The sequence below is a fragment of the Methylosinus sp. is20ea genome (genome assembly GCF_059718135.1).
Genome location: NZ_AP046088.1, coordinates 654,044 through 680,133, shown reverse-complemented (window position 1 = coordinate 680,133; position 26,090 = coordinate 654,044). Strand labels below are relative to the sequence as shown.

Sequence of the window (26,090 nt, the reverse complement as noted above, 5' to 3'; positions counted from 1 at the left end):
GCTCGATTTCCGCGGCAGACGAAAGGCGCGCGCCGCGCTATAGACGCTTCCCCGCCGGGACGGAGCCGCCGCGCCATGACGAAAATGATTTCGAAAACGATCTCGACGAAAATGATTTCGCGCTTTCCGCTTTGTCTTCTCTCGGTTCTCATCGGCGCCCTTCCGGCGCGCGCGCAAGAGCGCTCCATGGAGCGCTCCATCGTCCCGCTGACCGTGATCCATGGCGCGGATGGCGGCGGCCGCGCCTATGTCACCATGCGCTTCGGCAATGTGATGGGGCCGATGCGGCTCGACACCGCCGCCTCGACCAGCCGCATCAAGCTCGCGCCCTGGAACGAGGTCTTTCCGGCTTTGGGCGCGAGCGTTTCGACGGGCGCCTCGGGCGCCGCCACGCGCTGCGAGGATGTGGAGGCGACGAATGTCGAGCTGAAAGCCGCGCAGGGGAACAGCATCGGCCGGACGAAATATCGCGTCACCCGCTGCGCGACCTCGGACGGCGATGATCTGCTGGGCCTCGATTTCTTCAAAGGCGCGCGTTTCTCGCTCGATCTCGCGGGCGGCGAGATGGTCTTTTTCTCCGCGAGCGACGGGAACGGCTTTCGCCCCTTCCGCCGGCTGTGGGCGGATCAGAAGCTCGTCGGCCTCGATGTGCGCCTCGGCAAGACGGAGGTCGTGGGCCTTTTCGACACGGGGGCCGAAATTTCCGCCGTCGACCGCCGCTTTCTGGAGCGGCACAAGACTCTTTTCACGCCTGTCAAGAAAAAGGCGAAGGTGAGCGAGGCGTCGGGCAGGAAATTCGCATCGAAAATCTATAAAGCCAAAGAGATCGATCTCGGCGACGGGCGCGTGCTGAAGGATGTCGTCGTCGTTTCTTATGACTTCGGCCCGCTGCGGGAGGCGCTCGGCGGCGAGACGCCGCTGATCCTCGGCTTCGATATATTGAGCCGCTACCGCTGGGAGCTGGATTTTGCCGCGCCGGATGGGCCGCGCTGGAAGGCTGTGGCCAAATAGTCGGCCTTTGCGCCGCCCGCCGCTTTTCGCTAAAAGTCTGGAGAGCCCTGCCGAGGAAAGAAATGTCCCAAATTCCCGACTTCAGAAAAATCGCCTTCGCTTCCGTCGCCGCGACCCCGGTCGAGGCCGCCGAGCCGCGCCGCTGGCGAACGCCCGAGGGCATAGAAGTCAAGAATTCCTACGGCCCCGAGGATATTGAAGGGCTCTCCTTCATCGATGGCTTCCCCGGCGTCGCGCCCTATGTGCGCGGGCCGTATCCGACCATGTATGTCGCCCAGCCCTGGACGATCCGCCAATATGCCGGCTTCTCCACGGCCGAGGACAGCAACGCCTTCTACCGCCGCAATCTCGCCGCCGGGCAGAAGGGCCTCTCCATCGCCTTCGATCTCGCCACCCATCGCGGCTATGATTCCGATCATCCGCGCGTTTCCGGCGATGTCGGCATGGCGGGCGTCGCCATCGATTCCATCTATGACATGCGCACTTTGTTCGACGGCATTCCGCTCGATCAGATGAGCGTGTCGATGACGATGAATGGCGCCGTTCTGCCGGTTCTCGCGCTGTTCATCGTGGCGGGCGAGGAGCAGGGCGTGCCGCCGGCGCAGCTCACCGGCACGATTCAGAACGACATCCTCAAAGAATTCATGGTGCGCAACACCTATATCTACCCGCCGTTTCCGTCGATGCGCATCGTCTCGGACATATTCGCCTACACCAGCAAGAATATGCCGAAGTTCAACTCCATCTCCATCTCCGGCTATCACATGCAGGAGGCCGGCGCCTCGGCCGATCTCGAATTGGGCTACACGCTTGCCGATGGCGTCGAATATGTGCGCGCCGGCGTCGCCGCGGGGCTCGATATCGACGCTTTCGCGCCGCGGCTCTCCTTCTTCTTCGCCATCGGCATGAATTTCTTCATGGAGGTGGCGAAGCTCCGCGCCGCGCGCCTGCTGTGGGCGCGGCTGATGAAAGACCTCGGCGCTAAGACCGAGAAGAGCATGACGCTGCGCACCCATTGCCAGACGTCGGGCTGGTCGCTCACCGCGCAGGATGTCTATGTCAACGCCATCCGCACCAGCGTCGAGGCGATGGCGGCGACGCAAGGCCATACGCAATCGCTGCACACCAATGCGTTGGACGAGGCGCTGGCGCTGCCGACCGACTTCTCCGCCCGCATCGCCCGCAACACGCAGATCGTGTTGCAGGAGGAGAGCGGCACGACGCGCATCATCGATCCTTGGGGTGGCTCCTTCTATGTGGAGAAGCTGACCGCCGAGCTCGCCGAGGCGGCGTGGAAGCACATAGAGGAGATCGAGAGCCTCGGCGGCATGGCCAAGGCGATCGCCGCCGGCCTGCCCAAGCAGCGCATCGAGGAAGTGGCGGCGAAGACGCAGGCGCGCATCGACACCGGACAGCAGGTCGTCGTCGGCGTGAACAAGTTCCGCCCGGACAGCGACGTCGCGCCGGATGTGCTGAAGGTCGATAATTCCGCCGTGCGCGCCGCGCAGATCGCCAAGCTCGAGCGCCTGCGCGCCGAGCGTGACGAGGCCAGGACACAGGCCGCGCTCGATGCGCTGACCGAGGGCGCGAAGGGCGACGGCAATCTTCTGGCGCTGGCGATCGAGGCCGCGCGCGCCAAGGCGAGCGTCGGCGAAATCTCCTTCGCGATGGAAAAAGTCTTCGACCGCCACAAGCCCAAGGCCAATGTGATTTCCGGCGTCTATGCGCGCGAGGCTGGCGTCGATTGCGACAAGGTCGCGCGCGTGCGCGCCATGACGGCGGCCTTCGCCGAGAACGACAAGCGCAAGCCGAAGATCCTCGTCGCCAAGCTCGGCCAGGACGGCCATGACCGCGGCCAGAAGGTCATCGCCTCCGCCTTCACGGATTTGGGCTTCGAGGTCGTCATCGGCGATCTCTTCGCGACGCCGGAAGAAGTGGCCAAGCGCGCCGCGGAAGAACAAGTGCATATCGTCGGCGTGAACACGATGACCGCCGGCCATCTCGCTCTGACGCCGGAATTGCGCGACGCGCTGAAGGCGGCCGGGCGCGAAGAAGTGATGATGGTCGTCGGCGGCGTCATTCCCGAGCAGGATTTCCAGGCGCTCTATGACGCCGGCGCAGCGGCGATCTTCCCGCCCGGCACCAATATCCCCGAGGCGGCGGAGAAAGTGCTGCAAGAGCTGAACATCCGGCTCGGCTATGCGCAGCGGGAGACTGTGCGGCAGTAAGGGAGTCCCGCCGCGGCTTTCGCTCAGATATCTCATATGGCTCCAAGGCCGTCCTGGCCGGGCTCGTCCCGGCCATCCACGCCGAGCGGCGGAGATATCTTTGGAAGCGCCCGCGATCTTGCAATATCGGCTTCTCGGGTCGGGCGCCTTCGCCGCAGGGCCGCGTCCGAATGCGGCCGGAGCGTCGATGCTGCGCAAAATTAGCCAGTAGACTCGATGCCTTGGCGTGGATGGCCGGGACGAGCCCGGCCAGGACGCCGTGGGTGAATTGGAGGAATGTGAATCTGCAAGCCCCGCATATGGGGAGAAGGAAGCCGCCAACGCCGCGCGAAACCCGATAATCAGGCCGAGCTCGCCTCGGTCGTCGTCGCTGCGGCGCCCGGATCGCCGGGCTCGGTCTCCCAGGCGACGCCGGGAATGGCGACGATGCGCCAGCCGCGCTGGTCGAGCCGGCAGACGATCGCCTGCCGCTCCTCCATATAGGCGAGCAGCCGCCGCGCCCGTCCGGGTGAGCGCGTGCCATAGGCGCTGGCGACATCGGCGTCGGAAGGGCAGGGGCGGCGGTCGAAGGCCGCGCGCGCCAGCGATAGAAAAACACCCTGCATATCCTCCGGCAGCGCGCCGGCCATTGCGAGCACCTCGGCCCAGGGCGAATCCTCGGACTCGGCTTCGGCGAGCTCTATGCCGGCATGGGCCACGGCGAGGCGGCGGCGGAAGGCGGGCAGGCTCAAGGGCTCGCCGCCGATGCGGCGAATCCGGCAGCGCACCAGAAAATCCTGATAGAGCACGGCGATGGTGCGGAAATTGGCGTCGCTGTCGGCCAAAATCTCGCGCAGCGCCGAATCGATCGCGGCCTGACGCTGCTCGGGCGAAATGCTCGGCGGCGGCTCGGCAGCCGGCGGCGCGCTGCGCGCGAGACGCGCCAGCACATCGGCGGTCGGAGCGGGCGGCGGCGGCCGGCGCGGGGCCTCGAAGCGCGCCTCATCGGCGCCGGGCGTGAAAATGAGATGCGCGTCGTCGGCGCCGGCTTCCGGCAGCGGCAGCAGCCTGGGGCTGACATTGCGCGCGGAAGTCTCCACCGGGCCGATGCGCACGGGCAGCGGGCGGCGCGCCATGGCCGGCCCGAGCGCGACGAAATTGCCGCTCTGCAAATCGCGGAACATTTCCGCCTGCCGCCGCTCCATGCCGAGCAGATCGGCGGCGCGCGCCATGTCTATGTCGAGAAAGGTGCGGCCCATGAGAAAATTGGACGCCTCCGCCGCGACATTCTTGGCGAGCTTGGCGAGGCGCTGCGTGGCGATGACGCCCGCGAGACCGCGCTTGCGGCCGCGACACATCAGATTGGTCATGGCGCCGAGCGAGGCTTTGCGCGCCTCGTCCGACACTTCGCCGGCGATGGCGGGCGCGAAGAGCTGCGCCTCGTCCACCACGACGAGCAGCGGATACCATTGGTCGCGCTCGGCGTCGAACAGCCCGCCGAGAAAGGCGGCGGCGGCGTGCATCTGCTGCTCGGCGTCGAGCCCTTCGAGATCGAGCACGACGGAGACGCGGTGCTGGCGGGCGCGCGCGGCGATGCGCGTGAGATCGGCGATGCCGCAGCGCGCGTCCACCACCACATGGCCGTAGCGCTCGGCCAGCGTGACGAAATCGCCTTCCGGATCGATGATCGCCTGCTGCACCCAGGGCGCGCTCTGCTCCAGCAGGCGGCGCAGCAGATGCGATTTGCCGGAGCCGGAATTGCCCTGCACCAGAAGGCGTGTCGCCAGCAGCTCCTCGAGATCGAGCGTCGCGACGCCGCCGTCGGCGCGGGTTCCGAGATCGATGGAAACCTTGGCGGGCGCCGTCATCGCGGCGCCCCTCCGGCCGTGAGGGAGGGAAAGATCATGGCGCGGAGTCATATCGATTCGCGCCGCGCGTTCAACTGCGTCGCGCCGCCTGTGGACAAGAGTGGCGGCGACGGCGCCTGGATTTTGGCCTGTCGCTCGGCAGGGCGTCGACATATACTGTGAGTATATAGGTTGGTTCGACAAGGAGTCGTGATGCGCTGGCGTGCAGCGGGGGTTGTGGCCTTTTGCCTGTCCCTTTCGACGATTGCCGCGCGCGGCGAGGAGTCCGATCAGCGCGTCGCCGTCGCCATGACGGCGCCCGAGAAGGCTTTCGTTCTCGGCCAGATGCGCCTTTTCGTAAAGAGCGTCGAGCAGATCGTCTCGGCGCTCGCTGTGGGCGACAGAGCGGCGGCCGCGGAGGCGGCTGCTGCGCGCGGCGCGCAGCGCTTTCAGGCGGAAAACGCCATGCCGCCAACGCTCGGGCCAAAATTTCCGGAGACATGGCGCAGCTTCGGCCACCCCATGCGCAAGGGCTTCGACGAATTGGCGAAGGGCCTCACGGAAGGCAAGAACGAGACGCGCTCGCTTGCGCGTCTCGGCGAGTTGATGCGCAATTGCGTCGCCTGCCACGAATCCTATCGCATCGTCGACGCGCGCGACTGAGCGCGACGCGCGTCGGCGCTCGCGCATTTTGGCGAAGGCGGCTCTTCCGGCTTCACTCATCTCCTGCGTCAGGCCGACGAACATTCCCTCGATTATCGTCGTGACCGCGCGCGGCGCCGTCTCCGGCTCGCCGGCGGAAAAGGGCGGCTCCGGCGCATATTGCGCCAATAGCTGCACGCCTTCCGCGTAACGCTGAAATTCAAGATTCCCGGCGATCCCGATCCACGCGCGCGCGGTTTCCTGCGGCGCGCTCCGGCCGCCTCCGGCGCATGCGCCGTCGCGGCGTATAGCTATCGCTTCGCCTGGGACGATCTCTTCGCCGTCGCGGCCTTGTTTCTCACGCCGCACAGCGCCGCGGTCGTCGCGCCCGCCGTGCTCTGCGCTCTCGCCATCGCCTGGATCATCGTGAGGCGCAGCCTCGCGCCGCGGCGCTCCGCCGCGGCCGACGTCGCCGCGATCGATGTGAACACGCTGCACAAGCGCATCGACGTCGAGGAGATCGCGCCTTCGTGGAAGCCGTCAATGACGCGCTGACGCGCCTCAATGCGGGAATGGCGGCGCAGCGGCGCTTCACCCCCAATGCGGCGCATGAGCTGCGCACGCCGATCGCGATCATGCGCGCGCATGCGGACAATCCCGATGACGCCGTCTTTCGTCGCGATATGAAGCGCGACATTCGTCGCGTGCAGACGATCGTCGAGCAATTATTGGCGACCGCGCGATTTTTCATGCGCGACGATGTGGACCTTTGCGCCGATGTGGACCTCGATCTCGGCGAAATCGTTCTCGCCATGGTCGCCGATTATACGCCGCTGGTGATCGAGAGCGGGCGGCGCATCGAATTCGAGCCGCCTCGCGAGCCGACCATCGTCAAGGGCGACAGATGGGCGCTCGAATGCGTCGTCGCCAATCTGCTCGACAATGCGCTGCGCGCCGCGCCGCGCGGCGGCGTCATCGAGATTCGCGCGCTGTCGACAGCGACTGTCGAGGTCGTCGACCACGGCTCCGGCGTTCCGCCCGCCGATCGCGACCATATCTTCGAGCCGTTCTGGCGACGGGACAGCAAGAGCAATGGGACCGGTCTCGGCCTAGCGATCTCGAAGACGCTGGTCGAGCAAATGGGGGGATCGATTGGCGTGGACGAGACGAGCGGCGGCGGCGCGACCTTTCGGATCGCGCTGCGCAAGAGCGTCGCGCAGCCGAGCGGATCGCGGGGCCGTGTGGATGTTCCGCGAATGGAAGGCTCTGTCGGCGCGCGGCGCTCCGAGGACGCGGCGTAGCGCCGAAGAATTCGATCCGCGCCGATGAGCGTCGAACCGCTTGACGACCCGGGTTGTGTTCCGTATATGTTCCATTGTTCGTTAAATGTTCCGTGCGTAAGTAAACAAGTCCCCTCGAGTTGTACGAGTCGCATCGAGGCTCGCGGCAGCGAGGCGCCCCAGTGTCGCGCATGGGCGTCTCGCCGTCCGCGAGCCGAAGCGAGGCCGGCGCGCCGGCGAGAAGTCGGCCCAGAACTCGGCAAGGAGATTGTCGCCATGGCGAGCTCGGCGAAACGTCTGATCCAGAAGTCGGAGCAAAGCGATCGGCGCCAGGCGGCGCAGCGCAGCCGCGAGGCGATCGGCGCGGTCGTGAATTTTTCGTCCGAGGAGAGCTCGATCGTCGATCCGACGCGGCGGCGCGGGCGCGGCGCGCTGTCCAATGAGAGCGGCCGGTTCGAGCGCGAGCGGCGCGTCGAGGCGGACGACGGCTGGAATAGCCTCGAGGAGCTCGGCGAATTCCGCACCAATGTCCATGTCGAGAAGGCGAAGACGATCATCACGCGCAACGACTCGCCCGACATTTCCTTCGACCGCTCGATCAATCCCTATCGCGGCTGCGAGCATGGCTGCGTCTATTGCTACGCCCGGCCGAGCCACGCCTATATGGGCCTCTCGCCGGGGCTCGACTTCGAGACGGAGATTTTCGTCAAGGAGGGCGCGGCGCAATTGCTCGAGCGAGAATTGTCGGTGCGCAATTATGCGCCGAAGACGATCGCCATCGGCGCCAATACGGACCCGTATCAGCCGCTGGAGAAGCGCTACCGCGTCACCCGCGGCTTGCTGGAGGTGGCGAGCCGCGCCGATCATCCGATCGGCATAGTGACGAAATCCTCGCTGGTGGTGCGGGACCTCGACATTCTCGCGCCCATGGCGCGCAAAGGCCTCGTCAAGGTCGCGATCTCGCTGACGACGCTCGATCCGGCGCTGGCGCGGGCGATGGAGCCGCGCGCCGCCTCGCCCGAGCGGCGTCTCGCCACGATCGAGCGGCTGGCCGAGGCGGGCATTCCCGTCGCGGTTCTGGTCGCGCCGATCATTCCGGCGGTCAATGACGCCGAGATCGAGACCATATTGACGCGGGCCCACGCCGCCGGCGCGCGCGAGGCCGGCTATGTGATGCTGCGCCTGCCGCGCGAGCTGCGCGAATTGTTCAGCGAATGGCTCGTCACCCATGTCCCGGCCAAGGCCCGGCATGTGCTCTCGCTGGTGCGCTCGGCGCGCGACGGCAAGCTCTATGATTCGTCCTTCGACAAACGCATGACGGGCGAGGGGCCCTACGCCTGGACGATCGGCCGCCGTTTCGAACTCGCGGCGACGCGGCTCGGCTTTTCCCGCACGCGCCTGCGCGCCGATCTGTTCCGGCCGCCCCGCAGCGACGCCGAGCAGCTCAGCCTGTTCTGAGGCGGTCGCGGATCGATTGCCTCGATCCGGCCGCTGTGTTTTTTTCAGCAGCCCTTTTTTCGAGCGAGCCGAGCGAGCATGCCTCCCCATTTTCTCACCGAGACCCGCGTTCTTCGGGACGGCGTCGGGCGCGTCGCCGGCGTCGACGAGGTCGGGCGGGGGCCGCTCGCCGGGCCGGTCGCGGCGGCGGCGGTGATTCTCGATCCCGAGCGCTTGCCAGAGGGAGTCGACGATTCGAAAGCGCTTTCGGCCAAGGCGCGGGAGGAGGCGTTCGAGCGCATCGTCGTGAGCGCGCTGGCGATCGGCGTCGCCTTCGCCAGCGTCGAGGAGATCGACGGGCTGAACATAAGGCGGGCCAGTCTGCTCGCCATGGCGCGGGCCGTCGCCGCGCTTCATCTCGCGCCGGGCTTCGTTCTCGTCGACGGGCGCGACCTGCCGAAGCTCGTCTGCCCGGGCGAGGCGATCGTGAAGGGAGACGCGCTCTCTCTTTCGATCGCCGCGGCGTCGATCGTCGCCAAAGTGGTGCGCGACCGCCAGATGCGCCGGCTCGCCACGCTCTATCCCCATTACGGATTCGAGACCAACGCCGGCTATGGCACGCGCGCGCATCTCGCGGCCCTGCGAGCCCATGGGCCGACGCCCTTCCACCGCATGAGCTTCGCGCCGCTGCGGGAGCCGCGCCGCTGACCCGCGGGCGCGGCATGACGTTTCGTAAACATCTGGTGAACTTGCGATTTCTTAACGAAGGCGTGCGGAAAAGAGACAGCCGCGCACCGGCTCTCTAAACGCGGCTTTTACCGCGATCGGGCATTGTTCGCAGCGTTGGTTGCGTAGCCGGTGATTGTTCATGAGTAGCGCGCGCGTCGGGGCGGCCCGCCCCAAGTCCCAGATAAAGGTCTCGCGTACTGGGACGTCGAATTTCGGGTCGCCTCGCGCGCCGAAGCGCGCGATTCTTCGCAACGAGGTCGTCATCGGCGACACCGTCGAGGTCATGCTGAGTCTGCCGGAGGCGAGCGTCGAGCTCGTCTTCGCCGACCCGCCCTATAATCTCCAGCTCGCCAACCGGCTTACCCGGCCGGATCAGAGCGTCGTCGACGCCGTCGACGACGATTGGGACAAATTCGCCGATTTCGCGACCTATGACGCCTTCACCCGCGACTGGCTGGCGGCGGCGCGGCGGGCGATGAAGCCCAACGCCACTATTTTCGTCATCGGCTCCTATCACAATATATTCCGCGTCGGCGCGATCATGCAGGACCTCGGGTTCTGGATCCTGAACGACATCGTCTGGCGGAAGAACAATCCCATGCCGAATTTTCGCGGCCGTCGCTTCACCAATGCGCATGAGACGATGATCTGGGCTGCGCGCGACGCTTCGGCGCGCAATTACACCTTTCATTACGAGGCGTTGAAGGCCGGCAATGAGGATTGCCAGATGCGTTCGGACTGGCTGCTGCCGATCTGCTCCGGCGGCGAGCGGCTCAAAGATGCGAGCGGCCGCAAGACCCATCCGACGCAAAAGCCCGAGGCTCTGCTCGCCCGCATCCTGCTCGCCGCCTCCAACCCCGGCGATCTCGTGCTCGATCCATTCTTCGGCTCCGGCACGACCGGAGCCGCGGCGCGACTGCTGCGCCGCGACTATCTCGGCATAGAGCGCGATTCGGCCTATGCCGCCGCGGCGCGCGCGCGCATCGCCGCGATCTCGCCTCTGCCGGCCGAGGCGGTGGCCTCCGCGCCCTCCAAACGCACTGAGCCGCGCATCGCTTTCGCCAGCGTCGTGGAGGCGGGACTCGTCGCCCCCGGCGCGACGCTCACCGATGCGCGGCGCCGCCACACCGCCGTCGTCCGCGCCGATGGCGCGCTGGCGATCGGCGCCATCGTCGGCTCCATCCACAAGACCGGGGCGCTGGTCCAGGGCCTGCCGGCCTGTAATGGCTGGACCTTCTGGCATTTCGAATCCGGCGCCGGACTGGCGCCGATCGACGATTTGCGCGCGGTGGCGCGCGCGCGTCTGCGCGACGCCGCGGAATAGTCGCGACGCGACATACCGCGGCGAGGCGCCTGCTGCGGGGTGATCCATGCATCCGGAAAATATCTTCGTCGATCTGCCCGAGAAGGCCGAGCAGGAGCAATTCCTTCCGCTGCTCGCCGCGCCGGGCGTGCGCGTCGAGCGAATCGTCTCTTTCGGCCAGGCCAGCCCTCCCGGCTTCTGGTACGACCAGGACGAATCGGAATGGGTGATTCTGCTCGCGGGCTCCGCGCGCCTGCGCTTTTCGGATCGGGAGGAGGTCGTGACCCTCGCGCCCGGCGATTATCTCGAGATCGCGGCGCATCGCCGCCATCGCGTGGAATGGACCGACGCTGCGCTGCCGACCGTCTGGCTCGCCGTCCATTTTCGCGCCGAGGGCGCCTGATGGCGCGACAAACTGTCGGAAACCGCCACTGTTATATACGTGACAATATAGGTGCGTTATGTGGCGCGACGCGGGGCGCTTTTATAAGCTATTGAAAATAAGCAAAAAATATGTTGCGTGAGCGCTGGCGCGCGGCTTGCTTCCCTGTTGCTCAGATCAGGAGTGAGCGATGCGCCCTCGACACGACTTCGCGACGCCGCGGCGGAAGCGCCCTTTAGCCGTCATTTTGGGAACGAATGAGATCGCTTCGGCGGTCGCCGTGCATATGAACCGCATCGGCTGGGCCTGCGTGCTCAGCCACGATCCCTTTCCGCCCGTCATTCGTCGGCAGATGTCGTTTCACGACTGCCTCTATGGCGAGCCCATCACGCTGGAGGAGGTCGCGGGCGAGCGCGCCGATTCGACGATCGAGCTCGTCGAGATCCTCGACTATACGACCAAGGTCGCGGTGACGCCGCTGCAGTTCCACGATCTCGTGGCCATTCGCACGGCCCATGCGCTCGTCGACGCGCGCATGCAGAAATATCGGGCGACGCCCGATCTGCGGCATCTCGCCAAGGTCGCGGTCGGGCTCGGGCCCAATTTCGCCGTCGGCCGCAATTGCGACGTCGCGATCGAAACCAAGCCGTCGCAGGCGGGCCTCATCATTCAAGAAGGCGCGACCGAGCCCGCCGACCATGTTCCGAACCGCCTCGGCGAGTTCGGCGAGGAGCGCTTCACCTATTCCCGCAAGCAGGGCCTGTGGCATTCGGCGGTCGACATCGGCGTCCGCGTGTTCAAGGATTTCGTCGTCGGCCATTTGGACGGCGAGCCGGTGACCGCGCCGCTCGACGGCGTGCTGCGCGGCGTCGTCCGCGACGGCCTGCATATTCCCGCCGGGGTCAAGCTCCTCGAGATCGATCCGCGCGGGCGCTCCGCCAAATGGACCGGCATAGACGAGCGATCGGCGCTGGTCGCGAGCGGCGTCGGCCGGGCGATCCGCATCGAGTTCGCCAAGCGCGAGGCGACGCCGATCGAGGGGCCTTTCGTCGCACACTGACACTCCTGTATTCAATGTGACAGGGCCGTCGTATTTCAGCTATATTTTGTTCGATACAGATCGCGGCGTCTTAAGGAGGCCCGGGACGATGCGAACAGACGTTGACGCGCCGCAGATCGGCGTGATTTTGAAGCTGCCCAATGGCGGAGTCCTCGCTCCGGCGGACCTCGAGCTGATCGACGCCTTGCGCAAGGAGCGTTCGATCATCGGCGCGAGCCGTGCGCTCGGCCTGTCCTATCGCAAATGCTGGCTGTCGGTGGATGCGCTCAACCGGACCTTCGAGAGCCCGGTCGTGGCGACCTTTCCCGGTCGGCGCGAGGGCGGGGCGGAGATCACGCCTTTCGGCGAGCGGCTGGTGGGCGTCTATCGCTCGATCGAGCGTCACGCGGCCAATTCGGCCAAGCGAACGCTGGACGAGATCATTGGCGCGCTCGACTGGTCCTACCAGAAGTCGGCCACTGACGCGGAAACGGAGCCTCGTCGGGATCGAGCGTCCGGCCGCTGACCGCGACCGTCTTGATCATCGCCCAGGCCGAGAGTCCCTCGACCAAAGCGAGCCGCTCCACCGATTCATGGGTGATCAGCGCGTCGACGCGGGCGCCGCCGAGCGAGAGGCTCGCGCGCGTGAAGGGCGGCGGCAGAAAATCCAGCTCGATGATCGTGCCGGGAAGGCGATTGAGGATGGAGACATCCATCGGCCGCGAGAGGGCGATGGAGACGTCGCGCGCGTCGATCTCCACCTCGATCGCGGTTCCGACGGCGGCGTCGACGAGCGGCACGCGCAATTCCCCGCCGGCGAAAAACAGCGTGGAGAGGCCCATATCCCACTCGTGCCGCAGCACGCGCGCCGGGAAGAGCGACACGTAATGATGGGTTCGAGCAAAGAGCGGCGTCGTCTTGTCCAGCATGATCGCCGAACTAGCGAGAAATACGCCAATCTCACATTTTCATAAGGGAAAATCGCGCTTTTGCGCGCTTTTTGGCCGTTGGCCGGGGTCGAGCAGGACTCGCTCAGGACACAGGACTCGCTCAGGACACGGACGCCGCTCGGCGGCGCCCGTCTCGATTCGTCAGTTCGGATTGCGGGCGGCGATCGCCTCATATTGCTCGCGGGTCAGCCGGAAATAGCCGCGGCCGCCGGCGCGCGTCTCGAACTTGTCTCCGGCGCGCTTGCACAGCAGCGTGAACCAGGCCTGCTTGTCGAGATGGGCGGGAAGGCCGTTGATTTCCCAGACGGTCGTATCGGGGCGGAAACGCACCATGATGATGACGCTGTCGCCGACCGCGGTCGCGACGCTGGCGTCTTTTTCCACCGGCTCGACAGCCGCGGGAACATTCGCGACAACATGGCCGGCTTCGGTCGAGACCTCTGAAGAAACATTCGGTTGCACATCGTCCTCCATCTTCGCCACGGCTCGCGGCGCTCTCCGAATTGTCGGGCGTTCGACGGATCGGCCGAGCCGGCCTTCGCGCCCGATGCACTTCATTCTACGTCAGCCGTATATTAGAGTATATTGCAAAAGTTCCAGACAAGGACGATTTCGGCTGCGGCATAAGGTCACTCTGGGAGCGCGTGCGGGCGCCTGGCGGGGACGCCCGACGGCGCCGCTTTCGCCGAGAAGGCCAGATTCTTGCTTGGTCCCATGACCCGTATCACCTCAGCCGAAGTGAGCCGTCATGTCCGATAGACATTCCTGCGTTCTCGTTCTCGGCATCGGCGAAACGGCCTCCGCCATAGCGCGGGAGCTGTTCCTCGCCGATCATATCGTCGCCCTTCACGAGGCCGCGCCGCCGCCCGATCTTCGACGGAAGATGACCTTCTCGGACGCATGGTTCGACGGCTCGAGCGTGCTCGAGGGGGTGGAGGCGCGCCGCGCCGATCTCGTCGCCGAATTCATGCTGGGCCTGCGCAGCCGCATGTTCGTGCCGGTGCTGACGCATCCACTCAATGAAATCCTCGAGCGCTGGCCCTGGGAGGTCGTCGTCGACGCCGAAATGACGCCGCGCAAGGACGCTTTCTCGGCCAAAAATCTCGCGGGGCTCACGCTCGGCGTCGCGCCCGGCTCGATTCCGGGCGAGAATTGCGATCTCGCCATAGACGCCTATGGCAAGGATCCGGGCGCGATAAGGCGTCCCGGCGACGGCCCCGGCCCCAGCGCCGAGGCGGACCCGCCGGAGGCCGAGCCGGTGCGCGCGCCAGTGGCCGGGCTCTTCAAAATGTATAAGGACATCGGCAATGTCGTCGAGACGGGCGAAGCCTTCGGCGCGATCGACGGCGCGCCGATCCTCGCCCCCTATGGCGGCCGCATAAGGGGGATCATCAAGCAAGGCAGGGCGGTCGCCATCGGCACGCCGCTCGCCGACATCGCCGCCTCGAGCGGGGCTCAGGTCGCCGGCATGGCCGCGCGCAATCGGCTCATCGCCCGCGGCGTGTCTTTCGCGATAGAAATGCAGGCGGAAGGCTGGACCCCCTTCTCCTGGGACGCGTTTCTGGAAGGCGGCGGCGGGCTCTCGATCTGAGACGGCCCGCAGCCTCTCCCTTCAGCGCGGGCGGGCAGATCGCGCAAAGTCGTCCTGAAAGACTGGAACGGCTGCCGCTGATCGCCAACAGAGCCCTTCATATCGGCACGGTCGAGGTGTTCCGAGAATTCGAGCGATCAGGGTTTTGCGTCAGGCGAAACATTTTCCCGCAAGAACGTCGTGTAGCTCACTTCATCCAACGAGCCCGCCGCGAGCGCGAGAACCGCCTCGGCGGCGGCGCTTTCGGATGCGCCGAAACGCCAGCCGTTCAATTCGAGAAAAAGAATGCCGACGACAAAGCCGGTGCGCTTGTTGCCGTCGAGAAACGGATGGTTCTTGACGATCTCGCTCGTATAGGCGCTCGCCATATCGAGGAGGTCGGCGCGGTCGTCGTAAGCGAACATTTGCCGCCCTCGCGCCAGAGCCGATTTCAAAAGGCCTTCGTCGCGCAAACCCGGCGCGCCGCCATGGAAAGCCAGCAAGCGATCATGCAAGGCGAGCGCGTCGAATTCCTCGATCCAAATCGGCTCTGCGCCGCTCATTGCGCCAAAACATGCAGGGTGTTGCGGTAGCGGCGCATGATGTCGTCGGCGGCCTGCATTTTGCGCTCGAACATCGGATCATAGGGCGTCAAACGATAGCTGCCGTCCGGCCCCTCGATGGCGTAGAGCGTGTCGCCTTTGGCGACGTTCATGCGGGTGAGCATTTCCTTGGGGATGACGACGCCCGTGGACGTGCCGACCGTGGTGAGCTTGAGCGTGGTCATGAGCGATGTCCTCCATACATATGTAAATTATAATATGCGGCCGCGGGCGATCAAGCATATTATAATGCGTATATGTATGCCTATCGCGTAACTATCTGATAAAGGGCCCCTGGACAAAATCGCCGATCTGGTTGCCCCCACCGCTGCGTTTCCGACGCCGAACCGGGTGTCCACTTCGGTTGGAAACGCTCTAGCCGCGCTGATTGTTCTGTTCGATCGACGGGACCGCTGCTGCGGGCAGCCGCGACGGCTTGCCGTCCGCGCCGGTGAAGGGAAACAGCCCGCCCTGGAAACATTCCGACATATGTGTCGCCTTGGCGATAGCCTGCTCGGCCTCGGCGGCGGGGAGATTTTCGCGAACCGATTGCGTGAACAGCTCCAGCCAGCGGGCGAAATGCTCGGGCTCGACCGGCAGATTGACGTGAACCGCGAAAGGATGGCCCTCATAGCGCTCGGTTCCGAGCAGCGCCTTCGACCAGAAATTGGCGATGATGTCGAGATGCTGATCGAGATGCGGGATCGCGCCGAAAATCGGACCGAGCAGCGGATCGGAAAGGCCCTTGTCATAGAAAGAGCGAACGCAGGTCGTGATCGCGGCTTCGATCGTCGCGGGCTCGGCGGCGACGCTCACTTCGGTGGAAGCTGACATTGTCTCTCCTCCTATTCCTCTTACGATACAGCAAAGCGGGCGCCAGAGCGGGCGCCGCGGCTTCGCGCTCGCTCGAATTCCTCAATCGGCGTTGAAGCGCACGGCGCCGAATTGCGAGACGTCATAGCCGCCGAGCCGCGCGGCGCGCTGCATGAAGGTTTCGCTCGCGCAAAAGCGCATGAGCGTCTGCCAGGGCGGATCGAAATAGGCCTTGCGCCAGACGACGAGATCGAAGCGCTCGACGATCTGCGGCGCGAAGTCGAGGCCGAACTGGCGCGCGCTGGCCTCGAGGCCGAGGCCTATGTCGGCGCGGCCGGCGGCGATGGCCGAGGCGAGATCGGTCTCCGAGCGCTCCACCGCGGGAACGAGGCGCAAATGCTCGCGCTTCATCCCCTCGCGTTCGAGCAGCTTCGACAGGACGAGCTCGCTGCCGGCCTCCGGCTGGCGCGATTGGAAGTCGAGGTCGCGTACATCGGCGAGGCTCGTTATGCGCCGCGGCAGCCCCTTGCGAAACATCAGCCCGCGGCGGCGTTTCGCCCATTCTATGACGACGACCGGCTCGCCCGCGAGCCTGCGGGCCACAGCCTCGACATTCCAGCCGTCGCCGGGCTCCGGAATATGCAGCCCGGCCGCGATGCAGCCGCCCGTCGCCGCGCGCTCCAGCCCGTCCAGCGCCCCGTCGAGCAGAGCGGCGACGCCGCAGCGCGATTCGCGCAACGCCCATTCGAGCAGCGGATCATGGCCGCCGGCGACGACGAGCGGCCGCGCCGCCGCCTCGCCGCGGGGCGTCCGGCCGCTCGCGCCCGCGGCCAGCCACTCCTCGATCTCCGCTCGTGGAAACAGCAGCTTGCCAGTGACGCGGCGCACCGGCAGAGAGCCTTCGGCGGCAAGATCGTAAACCTTGCGCTCCTTGACGCGCAAAAGCGCGGCGAGCTCGCGCGTGGTGAGAAATTCAGACATTGCGCATTTTGTAAAACCAGGTGCATTTTTTCCGAGCTGCGGAAAATTAGCATATCGACTGACGGCCGACAATTGCGCCAATCCGGAAAACGGCCGAAAAATCGTCGCTTCACGCCGCGCCGCGCCGAGACGGCGCGGTCTTTTCATGTGATTTCATGTAAAGACTCACAAATAGGCAAAATATATGCATAAGTAAGACAAGGCCCGCGCATCGGGGCCGATCATCGGAGTCGTTCTCATGGTCAAAATGGCAAGTCTGGCGCTCGTCGCCGCTTTTCTGTCGCTGAATTTCACTCCCGCCTTCGCCGAGGCGCCCGCGGTGGGCGCCGACAAGGCGGCCGGCTCCAAGACGGTGACGGTATTCGCGGCGGCGAGCCTCAAAAATGCGCTCGACGAGGCCGCTGCGGCCTTCAAGAAGAAGACGGGTGTCGAAGTGTCGATCAGCTATGCGGCCTCGCTGCCGCTGGCCAAGCAGATCGAATCGGGCGCGCCGGCGGATATTTTCATCTCGGCGGATGTCGCCTCCGCCGATTATCTCTCCTCGCGCAGCCTCCTGAAGGAGGGCACGCGCGTCGATCTGCTCGGCAACAGCCTCGTTCTCGTCGCGCCGAAGATCGCGGGCGGCAAGAAGGTCGCGCTGGAAAAGGCCGCGCTGCTGGCCGCGCTCGGCGATAGCGGACGTATCGCCACCGGCGATCCGGCTTCCGTGCCGGTCGGCAAATATGCCAAGGCGGCGTTGACCAAGCTCAATCTGTGGGACGATCTCGAATCGCGTTTCGCTTTTGCCGAGAATGTCCGCGCTGCGCTGCTGTTCGTCGCGCGCGACGAGGCGCCGCTCGGCATCGTCTATCTGACCGATGCGCATTCGGAGCCGAAGGTCTCGGTCGTCGCGACCTTCCCGGCCTCCTCGCATCCGCCGATCGTCTATCCCTTCGCGCAGACAGCCTCCTCGACGAGCGAGACGGCGGCGAAATTCTTCGCCTTTCTGAAGGGCCCGGAGGCCGCCGGCTTCTATAAGAAGCAGGGCTTCACTGTTCTGCGCTGAAGAGGGCGGACGCGCAGCGTCCGAGCTTTCGGCATTCCCTCGCCGCCGCTCTGCGTCTATCCTCGGGCGGCGAGGGACCCATGACCATTGCGCAAAATCCGAAACAGGCTTCGCGGACGGCCGCGCCGTTTCGCCTCGATCGCGCCCGTCTCGCCGAGCTGGCGGAGACGGCGCTCGCCGCCGCGCGCCGCGCCGGAGCGAGCTACGCCGATATTCGCATCGGCGAGACGCGCCGCCAATTCATCCAGGCGAAGGAAGAGCGGCTCGACGAATTTTTCGAGAGCGTCAGCCCCGGCTTCGGCCTGCGCGTGCTCGTCGACGGCTGCTGGGGCTTTTATGGCGCGCGCTCGCTGGAGCAAGGCGCCATAGCCGCGGCGGTGGATCGCGCCATTCACAACGCCCGCGCCGTCGCGCCCATCCGCGTCGCGCCCGTGCGGATCGAAGAGACCGAGCCGCATGAGGCCGAATGGATCATGCCGCTCGGCGTCGATCCTTTCGCGGTCGATGCGCCGGCCAAGGTCGAGCGCCTCGTCGCCGTCAACGCCGCGGCGCTGTCGGCGGGCGCGGATTATTGCGTCTCCTCCTTCGCCTTCGCCACGGAGGAGCGGCTCTTCGCCGACAGCCGCGGCAGCCGCATCTTCCAATCGCGCACGCGCACGCAGCCCTCCTTCGAGGTCACGCTGATCGACAAGGCTTCCGGCCGCTATGCGACGCGCGAGAGCCTCGCTCCGGCGCGCGCCGCCGGCTGGGATTATGCGCTCTCCTGCGATCTTCTCGGCGAGGCGCGGCAGGCCGTCGAGGATGCGCGTCGCAAGCTCGACGCCAAGCCCGTCGAGGCGGGCGTGACCGATGTCGTCATCGACCCCACCAATCTCTGGCTTACCATTCACGAGACGGTCGGCCATTCCACCGAGCTCGATCGCGCGCTCGGCTGGGAGGCGAATTTCGCCGGCACCTCTTTCGTCAAGCCGCATATGCTCGACAATCTGCGCTTCGGCAGCGAGCTGATGACCATCAAGGCCGATCGCTCGCAGGAGGGCGGCCTCGCCAGCGTCGCCTTCGACGACGATGGCGCGCCGCGGGAACGCGCGGAATTCGAGATCGTCTCCAAAGGCGTGTTCCGTAATTTTCAAATGGCGCTGGGTCAGGCGCATCTCATCGGCGCCGAGCGCTCCAACGGCTGCGCCTATGCGGATGATCCGACCGCCTTTCCCATTCAGCGCATGCCCAATATCTCGCTGGCGCCCAATCCCGAAGCCTGCAAGCTCGAGGAGCTGATCGGCGGCGTCGAGAAGGGGCTCTATATCGTCGGCGCGGGCAGCTGGAGCATCGATCAGCAGCGCGACAATTTCCAATTCGGCGGGCAGATGTTCTACGAGATAAGGGACGGAAAGCTCGGCGAGCCGGTGCGCGACGCCGCCTATCAGGGCCGCACCATACCGTTCTGGAATTCGCTCGACGGACTCGGCGATTCCTCCACCTACCGGCTCTGCGGCACTTTCACCTGCGGCAAGGCGGAGCCGATGCAGCTCGCGCCGGTCTCGCATGGCGCGCCGGCGGCGCGCTTCCGCGGCGTGACTGTGCTGAACACCGCGCGCGACTGAAGTTCCTCGCGCCGAAAGCCCCCTCCCTCGCTGCGCGGGAGAGGGAAGGCGGCGACGTGACGCGAAACGCCGATGAAGCGCGAAATCTGCTCCCTCTCCCGCGCAGCGGGGGAGGGTTGGGGAGGGGGCTCGAGCGCATTCGCTTTCATTGACGCGGACCGGTAGCGAATAGTCATTTCGCTATTCGCTATTCGCTATTCGCTACTCGCTACTCGCCTTTCACCGCCGGCTCAGAATTTGAACTTCACCCCTCCGATGAAAGCCCGCGGCGAGCCGGCGATGATCGATGCGCCGGTCGAATTGGCGAGCAATATCGCCGGCGTCTGCACGGCGGTCCCTGTCACCAGCGTGTTGGTCAGCACATTGGCGCCGGCCACATAGGTGCGGTCGAAGAGGTTCTTCACATCGAAATAGACTTCTATGTTCTTCACATAGCTGTCCGCGATGGCGCGGCTGTAATGCACATTGAGATTGACGAGCCCATAGCCCGGGACCGATGTCAGATTGGCGTTGTCGATCGTATAGGAGCTCTTGAACACATATTCGACGAAGGCGCCGAGCCCCTCGAGATCGCCATCCGCAATGTCATAGCCGGCGCGGCTCGTCAGCGTATGCGTCGGCACATTGGGGATGCGATTTCCGGCGCGATTATAAGAGACGGTCGATGAGAGATTGTCCCAGAAATTGGTGAAATACTGGTCGTTATAGGCATAGGCCGCGATGAATCGCCAACCGTCGAAGGGGCGCCAATCGACGCTCGCCTCGACGCCGCGATGGATCGAGGAGGGCGCGTTGAGCTGATAGCTGACGAGACCATTCGATTGAGTGAGTATCTCGTTGCGGAACCATTCGTGATAGAGCGTGACGCTCGCCGTCAGACTTTTCGCCGGAGTCCAATCGACGCCGAGATCGACGCCCATATTGGTCTGCGCCTTCAGCGAGGCGTTGTTGCCCGCGCCCGTCGGCGTATTGGTGAGATACATGAAATTCGGCGTTCCATAGCCCGTCGCATAGCGCGCGCGGAATTGCCATTCCGGGCTGTAGCGATAGGTGAGCGAAGCCTCCGGCGCCGTGTTCCAATATTCATTGTCGACGCCGACCTGCGTCGGCCGCGTCATGGTTCCATTGCTCGCGTAATTATAGACGCTATAGACGCCGGAGATTCTGTTCCAATTGGAGCTGAAGCCGATCGCCGCGGTGAGCTGCGGAGTCAGCGCGATCTCCTCGCGCGCGCGAAGGCCGATATTGGAATGATTGGATTCGATATTGCCGACCGCGCCGCCGATCGCGCCATAATTCCACACATTGGGAATCTGCGAATACAGCGGATTGACGCTTTTGAGACTGTCGTAGAAGAAGCCGAGATAATGCGTCGCCGGCAGGCCGAAGATCGCGCCATGATTGGTGATGTCGGTCGAGGCGCTGAGGCCATAGGACGGGCCGCGGATCGCGACCGGGCCGCCGAGGCCGCCGAGCGCCGCCGGGCCGACCTTCGGCGGCGGCCAGGTGCTGTTGATGTAATCGAGATAATCATAGGTGAATTGCGTACGCCATGTGGCGCCATTGTCGAAATCATGCTCATAGCGCAAGCCGACGATATCGCGCATCACATGCCAATGCGTGCCGAGCTGCCAGACGCTCTGATTGGAGAGTCCCGAGGCGGCGCTGGTGAAGGCGCCGTTCGCCGGCACGTAGAGATTGTTGCAGAAGGGAAGATTGGTGGGCGTCGCTATGCGGCAATCGACATTCTTGCCATAGGGATTTTTGTAGAATTGCGTCAGCGAGCTGCGGTTCATGAATTCGGCGAAGGAATTGCTGGCGAGAAATTTGAACGTCAGCCGGTCGGTCGGAACCGGCGTCCAAGTGGCCAGAACCTTGCCTTGGTCGAACTCATGGGCGCCGCGCGCGAGATAGCCGTCGCCGCGCGTGTCGGAGCCGAAGATCGCAATGTCGAAATCGCCGAGATCGCGATCCGTGATCTTTTTTCCGGCGCGCAGATAATTGTTGAAATAGCCGAAGCTGCCGAATTCCGAGCCGGTCTCGACGCCGTCGATCTCCTTGCCCGTCAGGCTGCGGAAATTGATCGCGCCGCCATAGGCGTAATTGCCGAACATCGCCGAGGAGGGGCCGCGATAGACATCGACGCCGGAGAAGGAATGCGGGTCCAGCATGTCGGTGCGGCCATTGCCGTCCGCGGTGACGATGGGGAAGCCGTCCTCATAGAGCATGATGTTGCGGACGGTGAAGGGATAGGTCATGCCGAGCCGATTGCCGGAGCCGCGGATCGACGGCAGCAGCTCGCGCGGCATCGTGCCTTGCGAGATGGAGACGCCAGGACTGTATTGCAGCATGTCCTGCACAGTCTGCATCGGCGTCGTTTCGAGGAATTTGTGATCGACGGTCGTCACCGTCTGCCCGGGCGGATCGCGGTAGATCGGCCCTCTGGCGCGCTCGGCGTCGAAGCCGGGCGCCGTCGAGGCGCCTGACCCGCGCTTCTGCTCCGCGCCGATGTCGATCGGCGGCAGCTCGGCGCCGCCGGCGTCGGTCATGGTTCCGCGCGCAGCCTGCGCGAGAATGATGGAGACGGAGCGGCCATTCTCCGACAGCCGATAGGAGAGGCCCGTTCCCGAGAGCAGCCGGTCGAGCCCTTCGCGCACTGAATAGGCGCCGATCACGCCGCGCGTTCTCATCGCCTCTGTGAGGCGCACGTCGAAGACGACATGCAGCCCGCTATGGTCGGCGAAAGCGTTGAGCGCCGTCTCCATGGCGCCGGCGGGAATGCGATAGTCGCGCAGCGCCCCGTCGCGCTCCTGCGGCGAGATGGAGGCCTGCGCGCTCGTCACCGGAGCCTCGGCCCCGAGCGTCATCGCGCTCAGCGCCAAGGCGATCGCCGTCGAACTCATATTCACGCCCTCGCCTACCGACTTCTTCCTCGCCATGGCCATTTGGTCCCGCCGTCGCAACGCCCGCCATAGAGTTCGGGCTCTCGGGAACAGGACGCGGCAGGCGGAAAAAGCGGAACCTCCCTCGCTCGAAAAATTTCGAACGCCGATGAAGCGTTCGAATTCAATACAGCAGGATCAGATAGCTGGTGACATGGATGGCGCGCAGGCCGAGCGAGGCCTCTATCTCCGCCAAGGATTGCAGGGCGTCTTCCTGCGCGCCGAAGACGCCGGAGATGCGCCGGGCGCAGATCGCGCGATCGACGCAATAGATATAGCCACGATGATAGCGGCCGAGCGCGGCGAGCACATCGCCGAGCGGCTGCCGATTGACGATGAGCTTGCCGCGTCGCCAGGCGATCGCCGTGTCGATATCGATCGTCTCCGGCGCGCGCGCCGGCGCGTCGCGCTCGAATGCGGTCTGCTGGCCTTCCTCGACGATCATGGTCTTGCCGCCGCTGGCGACGCCCACGCGATGTTCGGTCACGGTGACGCGCGCGCCGGATTTTTCCAGCGCCACATCGAAGGCTGTGCCGAGCGCGGTGACGCGGCCTTCGCCAGCCTCGACGACAAAGGGGCGCGAGGCGTCCGGCGCCACGTCGAACCAGGCCTCGCCCGAAAGCAGCGTCAGCCGCCGCTCGCTCACCGCATAGCGCACCGAAATGGCCGAGCGCGAGTCGAGCTGCACATGCGAGCCGTCGTCCAGCGTCACCAGCCGCCTCTCGCCGACGTCGGCGAAATGATCGGCGCGCAGCCGCATCGCGATCTCGTCATATGACGCAAAGACGGCGACGGCCGTCGCCGCGGCGAAGGCGAGAGCGGCGACTCTCGTCCGCTGCGCGGCGCGCGGGGCCGGCCGCGCCCGGCGGGCGGGGCTCATGCCGGCGAGATGGCCGTACATATGCAGCACGTCGTCGAAAGCGGCCGCATGCGGCGGCTCGGCGCGCCAGGCCTCGAAGGCGGCCGTCTCCTCGGCCGAGAGGCTCCCCTCGCGCATGCGCACGAACCATTCGATCGCGGCGTCCCCGGCTTCGTCCGGCGCGGGTTCTCTCGCCTTATCCCCGGTCATCTCTCCATCCGTCCTCGAGGCGCCGCGCGCGACAGTATAGATGACGCGGCCCCGGCGCGAGGCGGAACCTCGAAACGGGAAAAAATCACTCGGCGGCGCTCCGCAGCGCGGCGCGGCAGGCGCGCAGCGCGAGACTCACATGCTTGCGCGCCATGCGGTCGGATATTGCCATCCGCCGCGCCACCTCGGCGAGCGGGATGTCATGATAGATATGCAGCTCGAAGGCCTCGCGGCAGCGCGGCGGCAATGTCTCAATGGCCGCTTTCAGCAGCGCCGAGCGCCGCTCATAGTCGAGCCGCTCCTCGATCGGCGTTTCCGGCGCCGGCGGGTCGATCACATAGTCGCCGAATTGGAGATGGCTCTCCTCGGTCTTGCGGCGGCGGGCGAAATCGCGGGCGAGATTGATGGCGATCTGCTTCAGAAAGGCCGGCGGGTCCTCGATGGTCTCGGGCCGGTCGTGGCGGATCATGCGCAGGAAGGTCTCCTGCAGTAGATCCGGCGCGTCGACGGCGCCGACCTTGCGCACGAGAAAGCCGAAGAGATCGCGCTTATGGGCGAGGAACAGCTCGCGAAACCGCCAGGGTTTGGCGTCCGCAGGCCGATCGCCGCGTGACGAGATCGGTCGAGACAAAGGAAACGCCCTGGCTGGCGCGCGAGCGCGATTGATCCGAAAAGTCGAGACTTGCCGCTCGCCCGAGGCGGGCGGCGGCATTCGATTTTCAGACCGATGGCGGCGCGCGCGAGGACCAGGAGCTCGCCCAGCCGAGCGGCGGCGCGCGCGGCGACAGCGCCCGCGCGCCTATGCTGGCGACGCCGTCGGGCCGCAGCAGAACGGGCGCGGCGGCGGGCGCGAGGGCGGGCGGCTCGGCGTCGCGATCCGAGCAAAGGACGCAATGATGCTCGCCGATATGATGCGTGACCGGCGCGTCGCCCCCGTCGCGGGAAGCGGCGGCGCAGAGCGCGCTCGCCGAGAGCCCAAGGGCCGCGGTCCCATGCGCAAGCGTCATCGAGCCGAGCAGAGCGACGGCTTGCAACAGGGCGAGAAACACCGTAGCGCAGGCGAGGAGCCGGCGCGCCGGGCGGCGCATGGAGGAGAAAGTCCTCATCGGCCGCAAAAATAGGTCCGCGGGAATTCCCCGGTCAATGAGCGGGCGCCGGCGCGGCCTACTATCCGGGCCGCTGTTGCGCGGCGGACACAGTCCCGGCCGCGCCTGACGGCTTTCGACCGGCGGATATCCATCTTATCATGCGACCGCCGGCCGCCGCCGGGACCAGTCGAACGGAGAGAGGCCGGCCATGTTCCTGACGCGAGACGACGCCCTCGGCCTCGCCCGACGCCTGCTCGCGTCGTCGACGGCGGATTCCTGCGTGATCCATATCGATGGCGAGGAGGCGCAGAGCCTGCGTTTTGCCGGCGGCGGCGTGACCACCAATGTCGCGACGGCGCGGGTGACGACGCGCGTAGAGGCGCATGTCGGCGGGCGCGTCGGCGCGGTCTCGGTCGGCGGCCTCGAGTGGGACGAGCTCGCCCGCGCCGCAGCGCGCGCGGAGGAGATCGCGCGCCTGCTGCCGGAGGACCCCGAATTTCTGCCGCCGCTCGGCGCCTCGGCCTATCCGGAGTCGGTGCGCTATGACGAGGCGACCGCGGCGCTCGATCTTCGCTTTCTCGCCGAGGCGACGGCGCGCGTCGTCGCGGAGGGAGGCGCGCGCGGCGTGAACATGTTCGGCTGCGCCGCCGCCGGCCGCCGCTTCTCGGCGCTGGCCTCGAGCGCCGGCCTTTTCGGCTATGATCGCGAGAGCTTCGTCGATCTCTCGACGACGGCGCGCCATCGCAATGACGGCTGGTCCGGCTGGGCCGGCGCGCGCGATTTTGCGGTCGCGCGCCTCGATCCCGCCGCCATCGGCCGCCGCGCCGCGCTGAAGGCCGCGCGCGACGAGGAGCCGCTCGATCTCGAGCCCGGACGCTATACGGTGATCCTCGAGCCGACGGCGGTCGGCGAGCTCGCCCAATGGCTGATGTGGATGCTGCGCGCGCGTCCGGCCGACGAGGGCCGCAGCTTCTTCTCCCGCCCCGGCGGCGGAACGCGGCTCGGCGAGAATTTGTTCAGCCCGCAATTCTCCATCCGCTCCGATCCGGGGGACGAGCGCGCGTCCGAGGCGCCCTTCGGCGACGAAGGCCTCGCGCAGGAGCCGCGCTTCTGGGTGGAGAAGGGTGTGCTGCGCAGCCTCGCGCGCCCGCGCTTCTGGGCGCAGAAGACCGGCGCGGAGGCTATTCCTCCGGCGGCGAATTTCACTGTGGCGGGCGGGACGACGAGCCTCGAGGAGATGATCCGCGGCGTGCGGCGCGGCATATTGGTGACGCGCTTCTGGTACACCAATCTCGTCGAGCCACGCAGCCTGCTGCTCACCGGGCTGACGCGCGACGGCAATTTCCTCGTCGAGAATGGCGAGATCGTCGCGCCCGTGCGCAATATGCGCTTCAATGAAAATCTCGACGGCGCCTTCTCGCGCATCGCCGCGATCGGCGCGAGCGAGCGCGTGAAGACGGAGATGGGGGGCGCGGCGATCTGCGCGCCGCCCATGCTGATCGAGGGGTTCAAGTTCTCGTCGAAATCGAGCGGGATCTAAAAGTCGACA

26 protein-coding genes are annotated in these 26,090 nt (G+C 65.9%); 15 read left to right on the top strand and 11 right to left on the bottom strand.

Annotated features, from left to right (window positions below; translation table 11 throughout):
• Positions 1-75: 75 nt before the first annotated feature.
• Together AC6IY7_RS03010 and scpA are read left to right on the top strand one after the other, a co-directional pair.
• Complete coding sequence (locus AC6IY7_RS03010; RefSeq protein ID WP_497781537.1) at positions 76-1,011, top strand: retroviral-like aspartic protease family protein; 936 nt, start codon at positions 76-78, stop codon at positions 1,009-1,011.
• Positions 1,012-1,073: 62 nt separating this feature from the next.
• The gene (scpA, locus tag AC6IY7_RS03005; protein WP_497781535.1) at positions 1,074-3,239 is read left to right on the top strand and encodes a methylmalonyl-CoA mutase; all 2,166 of its coding nucleotides are present in this window, start codon (positions 1,074-1,076) and stop codon (positions 3,237-3,239) included.
• Between the two features lie 341 nt (positions 3,240-3,580).
• Here the strand turns inward: scpA and AC6IY7_RS03000 are convergent, their stop codons facing one another.
• Positions 3,581-5,086, bottom strand: a complete 1,506-nt coding sequence (locus AC6IY7_RS03000) for an ATP-binding protein (RefSeq protein WP_497781534.1) — start codon at positions 5,084-5,086, stop codon at positions 3,581-3,583.
• Positions 5,087-5,278: 192 nt separating this feature from the next.
• Between AC6IY7_RS03000 and AC6IY7_RS02995 the strand changes: the two genes are divergently transcribed.
• From AC6IY7_RS02995 to AC6IY7_RS02955, 9 genes are all read left to right on the top strand, one after another.
• A complete protein-coding gene (locus AC6IY7_RS02995; RefSeq protein WP_497781533.1) occupies positions 5,279-5,728 on the top strand; it encodes a hypothetical protein in 450 nt (149 codons plus the stop codon).
• Positions 5,729-6,058: 330 nt separating this feature from the next.
• Positions 6,059-6,262 carry a hypothetical protein gene (locus tag AC6IY7_RS02990; protein ID WP_497781532.1) on the top strand — a complete coding sequence of 68 codons (204 nt, stop codon included), beginning with the start codon at positions 6,059-6,061 and terminating at the stop codon, positions 6,260-6,262.
• On the top strand, positions 6,238-7,008 hold the full coding sequence (locus AC6IY7_RS02985) for a sensor histidine kinase (protein ID WP_497781530.1): 771 nt from the start codon (positions 6,238-6,240) through the stop codon (positions 7,006-7,008). The genes AC6IY7_RS02990 and AC6IY7_RS02985 overlap by 25 nt, the downstream gene beginning before the upstream one ends.
• A gap of 255 nt (positions 7,009-7,263) precedes the next feature.
• Entirely contained in the window at positions 7,264-8,445 is a 1,182-nt protein-coding gene (locus AC6IY7_RS02980; protein ID WP_497781529.1) for a PA0069 family radical SAM protein, read from the top strand.
• Positions 8,446-8,523: 78 nt separating this feature from the next.
• Positions 8,524-9,132: a ribonuclease HII gene (gene rnhB / locus AC6IY7_RS02975; RefSeq protein ID WP_497781527.1), complete on the top strand. Its 609-nt coding sequence runs from the start codon at positions 8,524-8,526 to the stop codon at positions 9,130-9,132.
• A gap of 160 nt (positions 9,133-9,292) precedes the next feature.
• Positions 9,293-10,477: a site-specific DNA-methyltransferase gene (locus AC6IY7_RS02970; RefSeq protein ID WP_497781526.1), complete on the top strand. Its 1,185-nt coding sequence runs from the start codon at positions 9,293-9,295 to the stop codon at positions 10,475-10,477.
• A gap of 46 nt (positions 10,478-10,523) precedes the next feature.
• On the top strand, positions 10,524-10,859 hold the full coding sequence (locus tag AC6IY7_RS02965) for a cupin domain-containing protein (protein WP_497781525.1): 336 nt from the start codon (positions 10,524-10,526) through the stop codon (positions 10,857-10,859).
• Between the two features lie 226 nt (positions 10,860-11,085).
• On the top strand, positions 11,086-11,898 hold the full coding sequence (locus tag AC6IY7_RS02960; RefSeq protein WP_497781524.1) for a xanthine dehydrogenase: 813 nt from the start codon (positions 11,086-11,088) through the stop codon (positions 11,896-11,898).
• Positions 11,899-11,986: 88 nt separating this feature from the next.
• Positions 11,987-12,403 carry a winged helix-turn-helix domain-containing protein gene (locus tag AC6IY7_RS02955; RefSeq protein WP_497781523.1) on the top strand — a complete coding sequence of 139 codons (417 nt, stop codon included), beginning with the start codon at positions 11,987-11,989 and terminating at the stop codon, positions 12,401-12,403.
• Here the strand turns inward: AC6IY7_RS02955 and AC6IY7_RS02950 are convergent.
• Entirely contained in the window at positions 12,318-12,806 is a 489-nt protein-coding gene (locus AC6IY7_RS02950; protein ID WP_497781522.1) for a TOBE domain-containing protein, read from the bottom strand. The two genes, AC6IY7_RS02955 and AC6IY7_RS02950, sit on opposite strands and share 86 nt — an antisense overlap.
• A gap of 162 nt (positions 12,807-12,968) precedes the next feature.
• Positions 12,969-13,310, bottom strand: coding sequence for a hypothetical protein (locus tag AC6IY7_RS02945; RefSeq protein ID WP_497781521.1), 342 nt, complete (start codon positions 13,308-13,310; stop codon positions 12,969-12,971).
• A 265-nt stretch (positions 13,311-13,575) separates the two neighbouring features.
• On the opposite strand from AC6IY7_RS02945, the gene AC6IY7_RS02940 reads away from it, so the two are divergent.
• Entirely contained in the window at positions 13,576-14,418 is an 843-nt protein-coding gene (locus AC6IY7_RS02940; protein WP_497781520.1) for a hypothetical protein, read from the top strand.
• Positions 14,419-14,555: 137 nt separating this feature from the next.
• On the opposite strand, the gene AC6IY7_RS02935 is transcribed toward AC6IY7_RS02940, so the two are convergent.
• The 4 genes from AC6IY7_RS02935 to AC6IY7_RS02920 form a co-directional block, all read right to left on the bottom strand.
• Positions 14,556-14,960: a type II toxin-antitoxin system death-on-curing family toxin gene (locus tag AC6IY7_RS02935; RefSeq protein ID WP_497781519.1), complete on the bottom strand. Its 405-nt coding sequence runs from the start codon at positions 14,958-14,960 to the stop codon at positions 14,556-14,558.
• Positions 14,957-15,184 carry an AbrB/MazE/SpoVT family DNA-binding domain-containing protein gene (locus AC6IY7_RS02930; RefSeq protein ID WP_497781518.1) on the bottom strand — a complete coding sequence of 76 codons (228 nt, stop codon included), beginning with the start codon at positions 15,182-15,184 and terminating at the stop codon, positions 14,957-14,959. Before AC6IY7_RS02930 ends, AC6IY7_RS02935 begins: the two co-directional genes overlap by 4 nt.
• 190 nt (positions 15,185-15,374) lie before the next feature.
• Positions 15,375-15,833: a group III truncated hemoglobin gene (locus tag AC6IY7_RS02925; protein ID WP_497781517.1), complete on the bottom strand. Its 459-nt coding sequence runs from the start codon at positions 15,831-15,833 to the stop codon at positions 15,375-15,377.
• A gap of 81 nt (positions 15,834-15,914) precedes the next feature.
• Positions 15,915-16,793 (bottom strand): substrate-binding domain-containing protein, encoded by an 879-nt coding sequence (locus tag AC6IY7_RS02920; RefSeq protein ID WP_497781516.1) that lies wholly within the window; start codon positions 16,791-16,793, stop codon positions 15,915-15,917.
• A gap of 238 nt (positions 16,794-17,031) precedes the next feature.
• Between AC6IY7_RS02920 and modA the strand changes: the two genes are divergently transcribed.
• Positions 17,032-17,838: a molybdate ABC transporter substrate-binding protein gene (gene modA / locus AC6IY7_RS02915; protein ID WP_497781515.1), complete on the top strand. Its 807-nt coding sequence runs from the start codon at positions 17,032-17,034 to the stop codon at positions 17,836-17,838.
• An 80-nt stretch (positions 17,839-17,918) separates the two neighbouring features.
• On the top strand, positions 17,919-19,442 hold the full coding sequence (locus AC6IY7_RS02910) for a TldD/PmbA family protein (protein WP_497781514.1): 1,524 nt from the start codon (positions 17,919-17,921) through the stop codon (positions 19,440-19,442).
• A 230-nt stretch (positions 19,443-19,672) separates the two neighbouring features.
• Here AC6IY7_RS02910 and AC6IY7_RS02905 read toward each other — a convergent pair whose 3' ends face one another.
• The 4 genes from AC6IY7_RS02905 to AC6IY7_RS02890 form a co-directional block, all read right to left on the bottom strand.
• Positions 19,673-22,381: a TonB-dependent receptor domain-containing protein gene (locus AC6IY7_RS02905; protein ID WP_497781513.1), complete on the bottom strand. Its 2,709-nt coding sequence runs from the start codon at positions 22,379-22,381 to the stop codon at positions 19,673-19,675.
• Positions 22,382-22,508: 127 nt separating this feature from the next.
• Positions 22,509-23,453, bottom strand: coding sequence for a FecR family protein (locus AC6IY7_RS02900; RefSeq protein WP_497781512.1), 945 nt, complete (start codon positions 23,451-23,453; stop codon positions 22,509-22,511).
• Between the two features lie 85 nt (positions 23,454-23,538).
• The gene (locus tag AC6IY7_RS02895) at positions 23,539-24,084 is read right to left on the bottom strand and encodes an RNA polymerase sigma factor (RefSeq protein ID WP_497781511.1); all 546 of its coding nucleotides are present in this window, start codon (positions 24,082-24,084) and stop codon (positions 23,539-23,541) included.
• Between the two features lie 88 nt (positions 24,085-24,172).
• On the bottom strand, positions 24,173-24,541 hold the full coding sequence (locus tag AC6IY7_RS02890) for a DUF2946 family protein (RefSeq protein ID WP_497781510.1): 369 nt from the start codon (positions 24,539-24,541) through the stop codon (positions 24,173-24,175).
• 208 nt (positions 24,542-24,749) lie between these two features.
• On the opposite strand from AC6IY7_RS02890, the gene AC6IY7_RS02885 reads away from it, so the two are divergent.
• Positions 24,750-26,081 carry a TldD/PmbA family protein gene (locus AC6IY7_RS02885; protein ID WP_497781509.1) on the top strand — a complete coding sequence of 444 codons (1,332 nt, stop codon included), beginning with the start codon at positions 24,750-24,752 and terminating at the stop codon, positions 26,079-26,081.
• Positions 26,082-26,090: the final 9 nt, after the last annotated feature.

What these genes read in the sequence shown, in the direction of transcription:
- AC6IY7_RS02930 (WP_497781518.1), bottom strand. Translation starts at nt 15,184, where the DNA reads ATGACCACGCTCAAGCTCACCACGGTCGGCACGTCCACGGGCGTCGTC.
- AC6IY7_RS02965 (WP_497781525.1), top strand. Translation starts at nt 10,524, where the DNA reads ATGCATCCGGAAAATATCTTCGTCGATCTGCCCGAGAAGGCCGAGCAG.
- rnhB (WP_497781527.1), top strand. Translation starts at nt 8,524, where the DNA reads ATGCCTCCCCATTTTCTCACCGAGACCCGCGTTCTTCGGGACGGCGTC.
- AC6IY7_RS02900 (WP_497781512.1), bottom strand. Translation starts at nt 23,453, where the DNA reads ATGACCGGGGATAAGGCGAGAGAACCCGCGCCGGACGAAGCCGGGGAC.
- AC6IY7_RS02970 (WP_497781526.1), top strand. Translation starts at nt 9,293, where the DNA reads ATGAGTAGCGCGCGCGTCGGGGCGGCCCGCCCCAAGTCCCAGATAAAG.
- AC6IY7_RS02935 (WP_497781519.1), bottom strand. Translation starts at nt 14,960, where the DNA reads ATGAGCGGCGCAGAGCCGATTTGGATCGAGGAATTCGACGCGCTCGCC.
- AC6IY7_RS02920 (WP_497781516.1), bottom strand. Translation starts at nt 16,793, where the DNA reads ATGTCTGAATTTCTCACCACGCGCGAGCTCGCCGCGCTTTTGCGCGTC.
- AC6IY7_RS02925 (WP_497781517.1), bottom strand. Translation starts at nt 15,833, where the DNA reads ATGTCAGCTTCCACCGAAGTGAGCGTCGCCGCCGAGCCCGCGACGATC.
- AC6IY7_RS02940 (WP_497781520.1), top strand. Translation starts at nt 13,576, where the DNA reads ATGTCCGATAGACATTCCTGCGTTCTCGTTCTCGGCATCGGCGAAACG.
- AC6IY7_RS03000 (WP_497781534.1), bottom strand. Translation starts at nt 5,086, where the DNA reads ATGACGGCGCCCGCCAAGGTTTCCATCGATCTCGGAACCCGCGCCGAC.
- AC6IY7_RS03010 (WP_497781537.1), top strand. Translation starts at nt 76, where the DNA reads ATGACGAAAATGATTTCGAAAACGATCTCGACGAAAATGATTTCGCGC.
- scpA (WP_497781535.1), top strand. Translation starts at nt 1,074, where the DNA reads ATGTCCCAAATTCCCGACTTCAGAAAAATCGCCTTCGCTTCCGTCGCC.
- AC6IY7_RS02885 (WP_497781509.1), top strand. Translation starts at nt 24,750, where the DNA reads ATGTTCCTGACGCGAGACGACGCCCTCGGCCTCGCCCGACGCCTGCTC.
- AC6IY7_RS02905 (WP_497781513.1), bottom strand. Translation starts at nt 22,381, where the DNA reads ATGGCGAGGAAGAAGTCGGTAGGCGAGGGCGTGAATATGAGTTCGACG.
- AC6IY7_RS02910 (WP_497781514.1), top strand. Translation starts at nt 17,919, where the DNA reads ATGACCATTGCGCAAAATCCGAAACAGGCTTCGCGGACGGCCGCGCCG.
- AC6IY7_RS02980 (WP_497781529.1), top strand. Translation starts at nt 7,264, where the DNA reads ATGGCGAGCTCGGCGAAACGTCTGATCCAGAAGTCGGAGCAAAGCGAT.
- AC6IY7_RS02955 (WP_497781523.1), top strand. Translation starts at nt 11,987, where the DNA reads ATGCGAACAGACGTTGACGCGCCGCAGATCGGCGTGATTTTGAAGCTG.
- modA (WP_497781515.1), top strand. Translation starts at nt 17,032, where the DNA reads ATGGTCAAAATGGCAAGTCTGGCGCTCGTCGCCGCTTTTCTGTCGCTG.
- AC6IY7_RS02890 (WP_497781510.1), bottom strand. Translation starts at nt 24,541, where the DNA reads ATGCGCCGCCCGGCGCGCCGGCTCCTCGCCTGCGCTACGGTGTTTCTC.
- AC6IY7_RS02995 (WP_497781533.1), top strand. Translation starts at nt 5,279, where the DNA reads ATGCGCTGGCGTGCAGCGGGGGTTGTGGCCTTTTGCCTGTCCCTTTCG.
- AC6IY7_RS02950 (WP_497781522.1), bottom strand. Translation starts at nt 12,806, where the DNA reads ATGCTGGACAAGACGACGCCGCTCTTTGCTCGAACCCATCATTACGTG.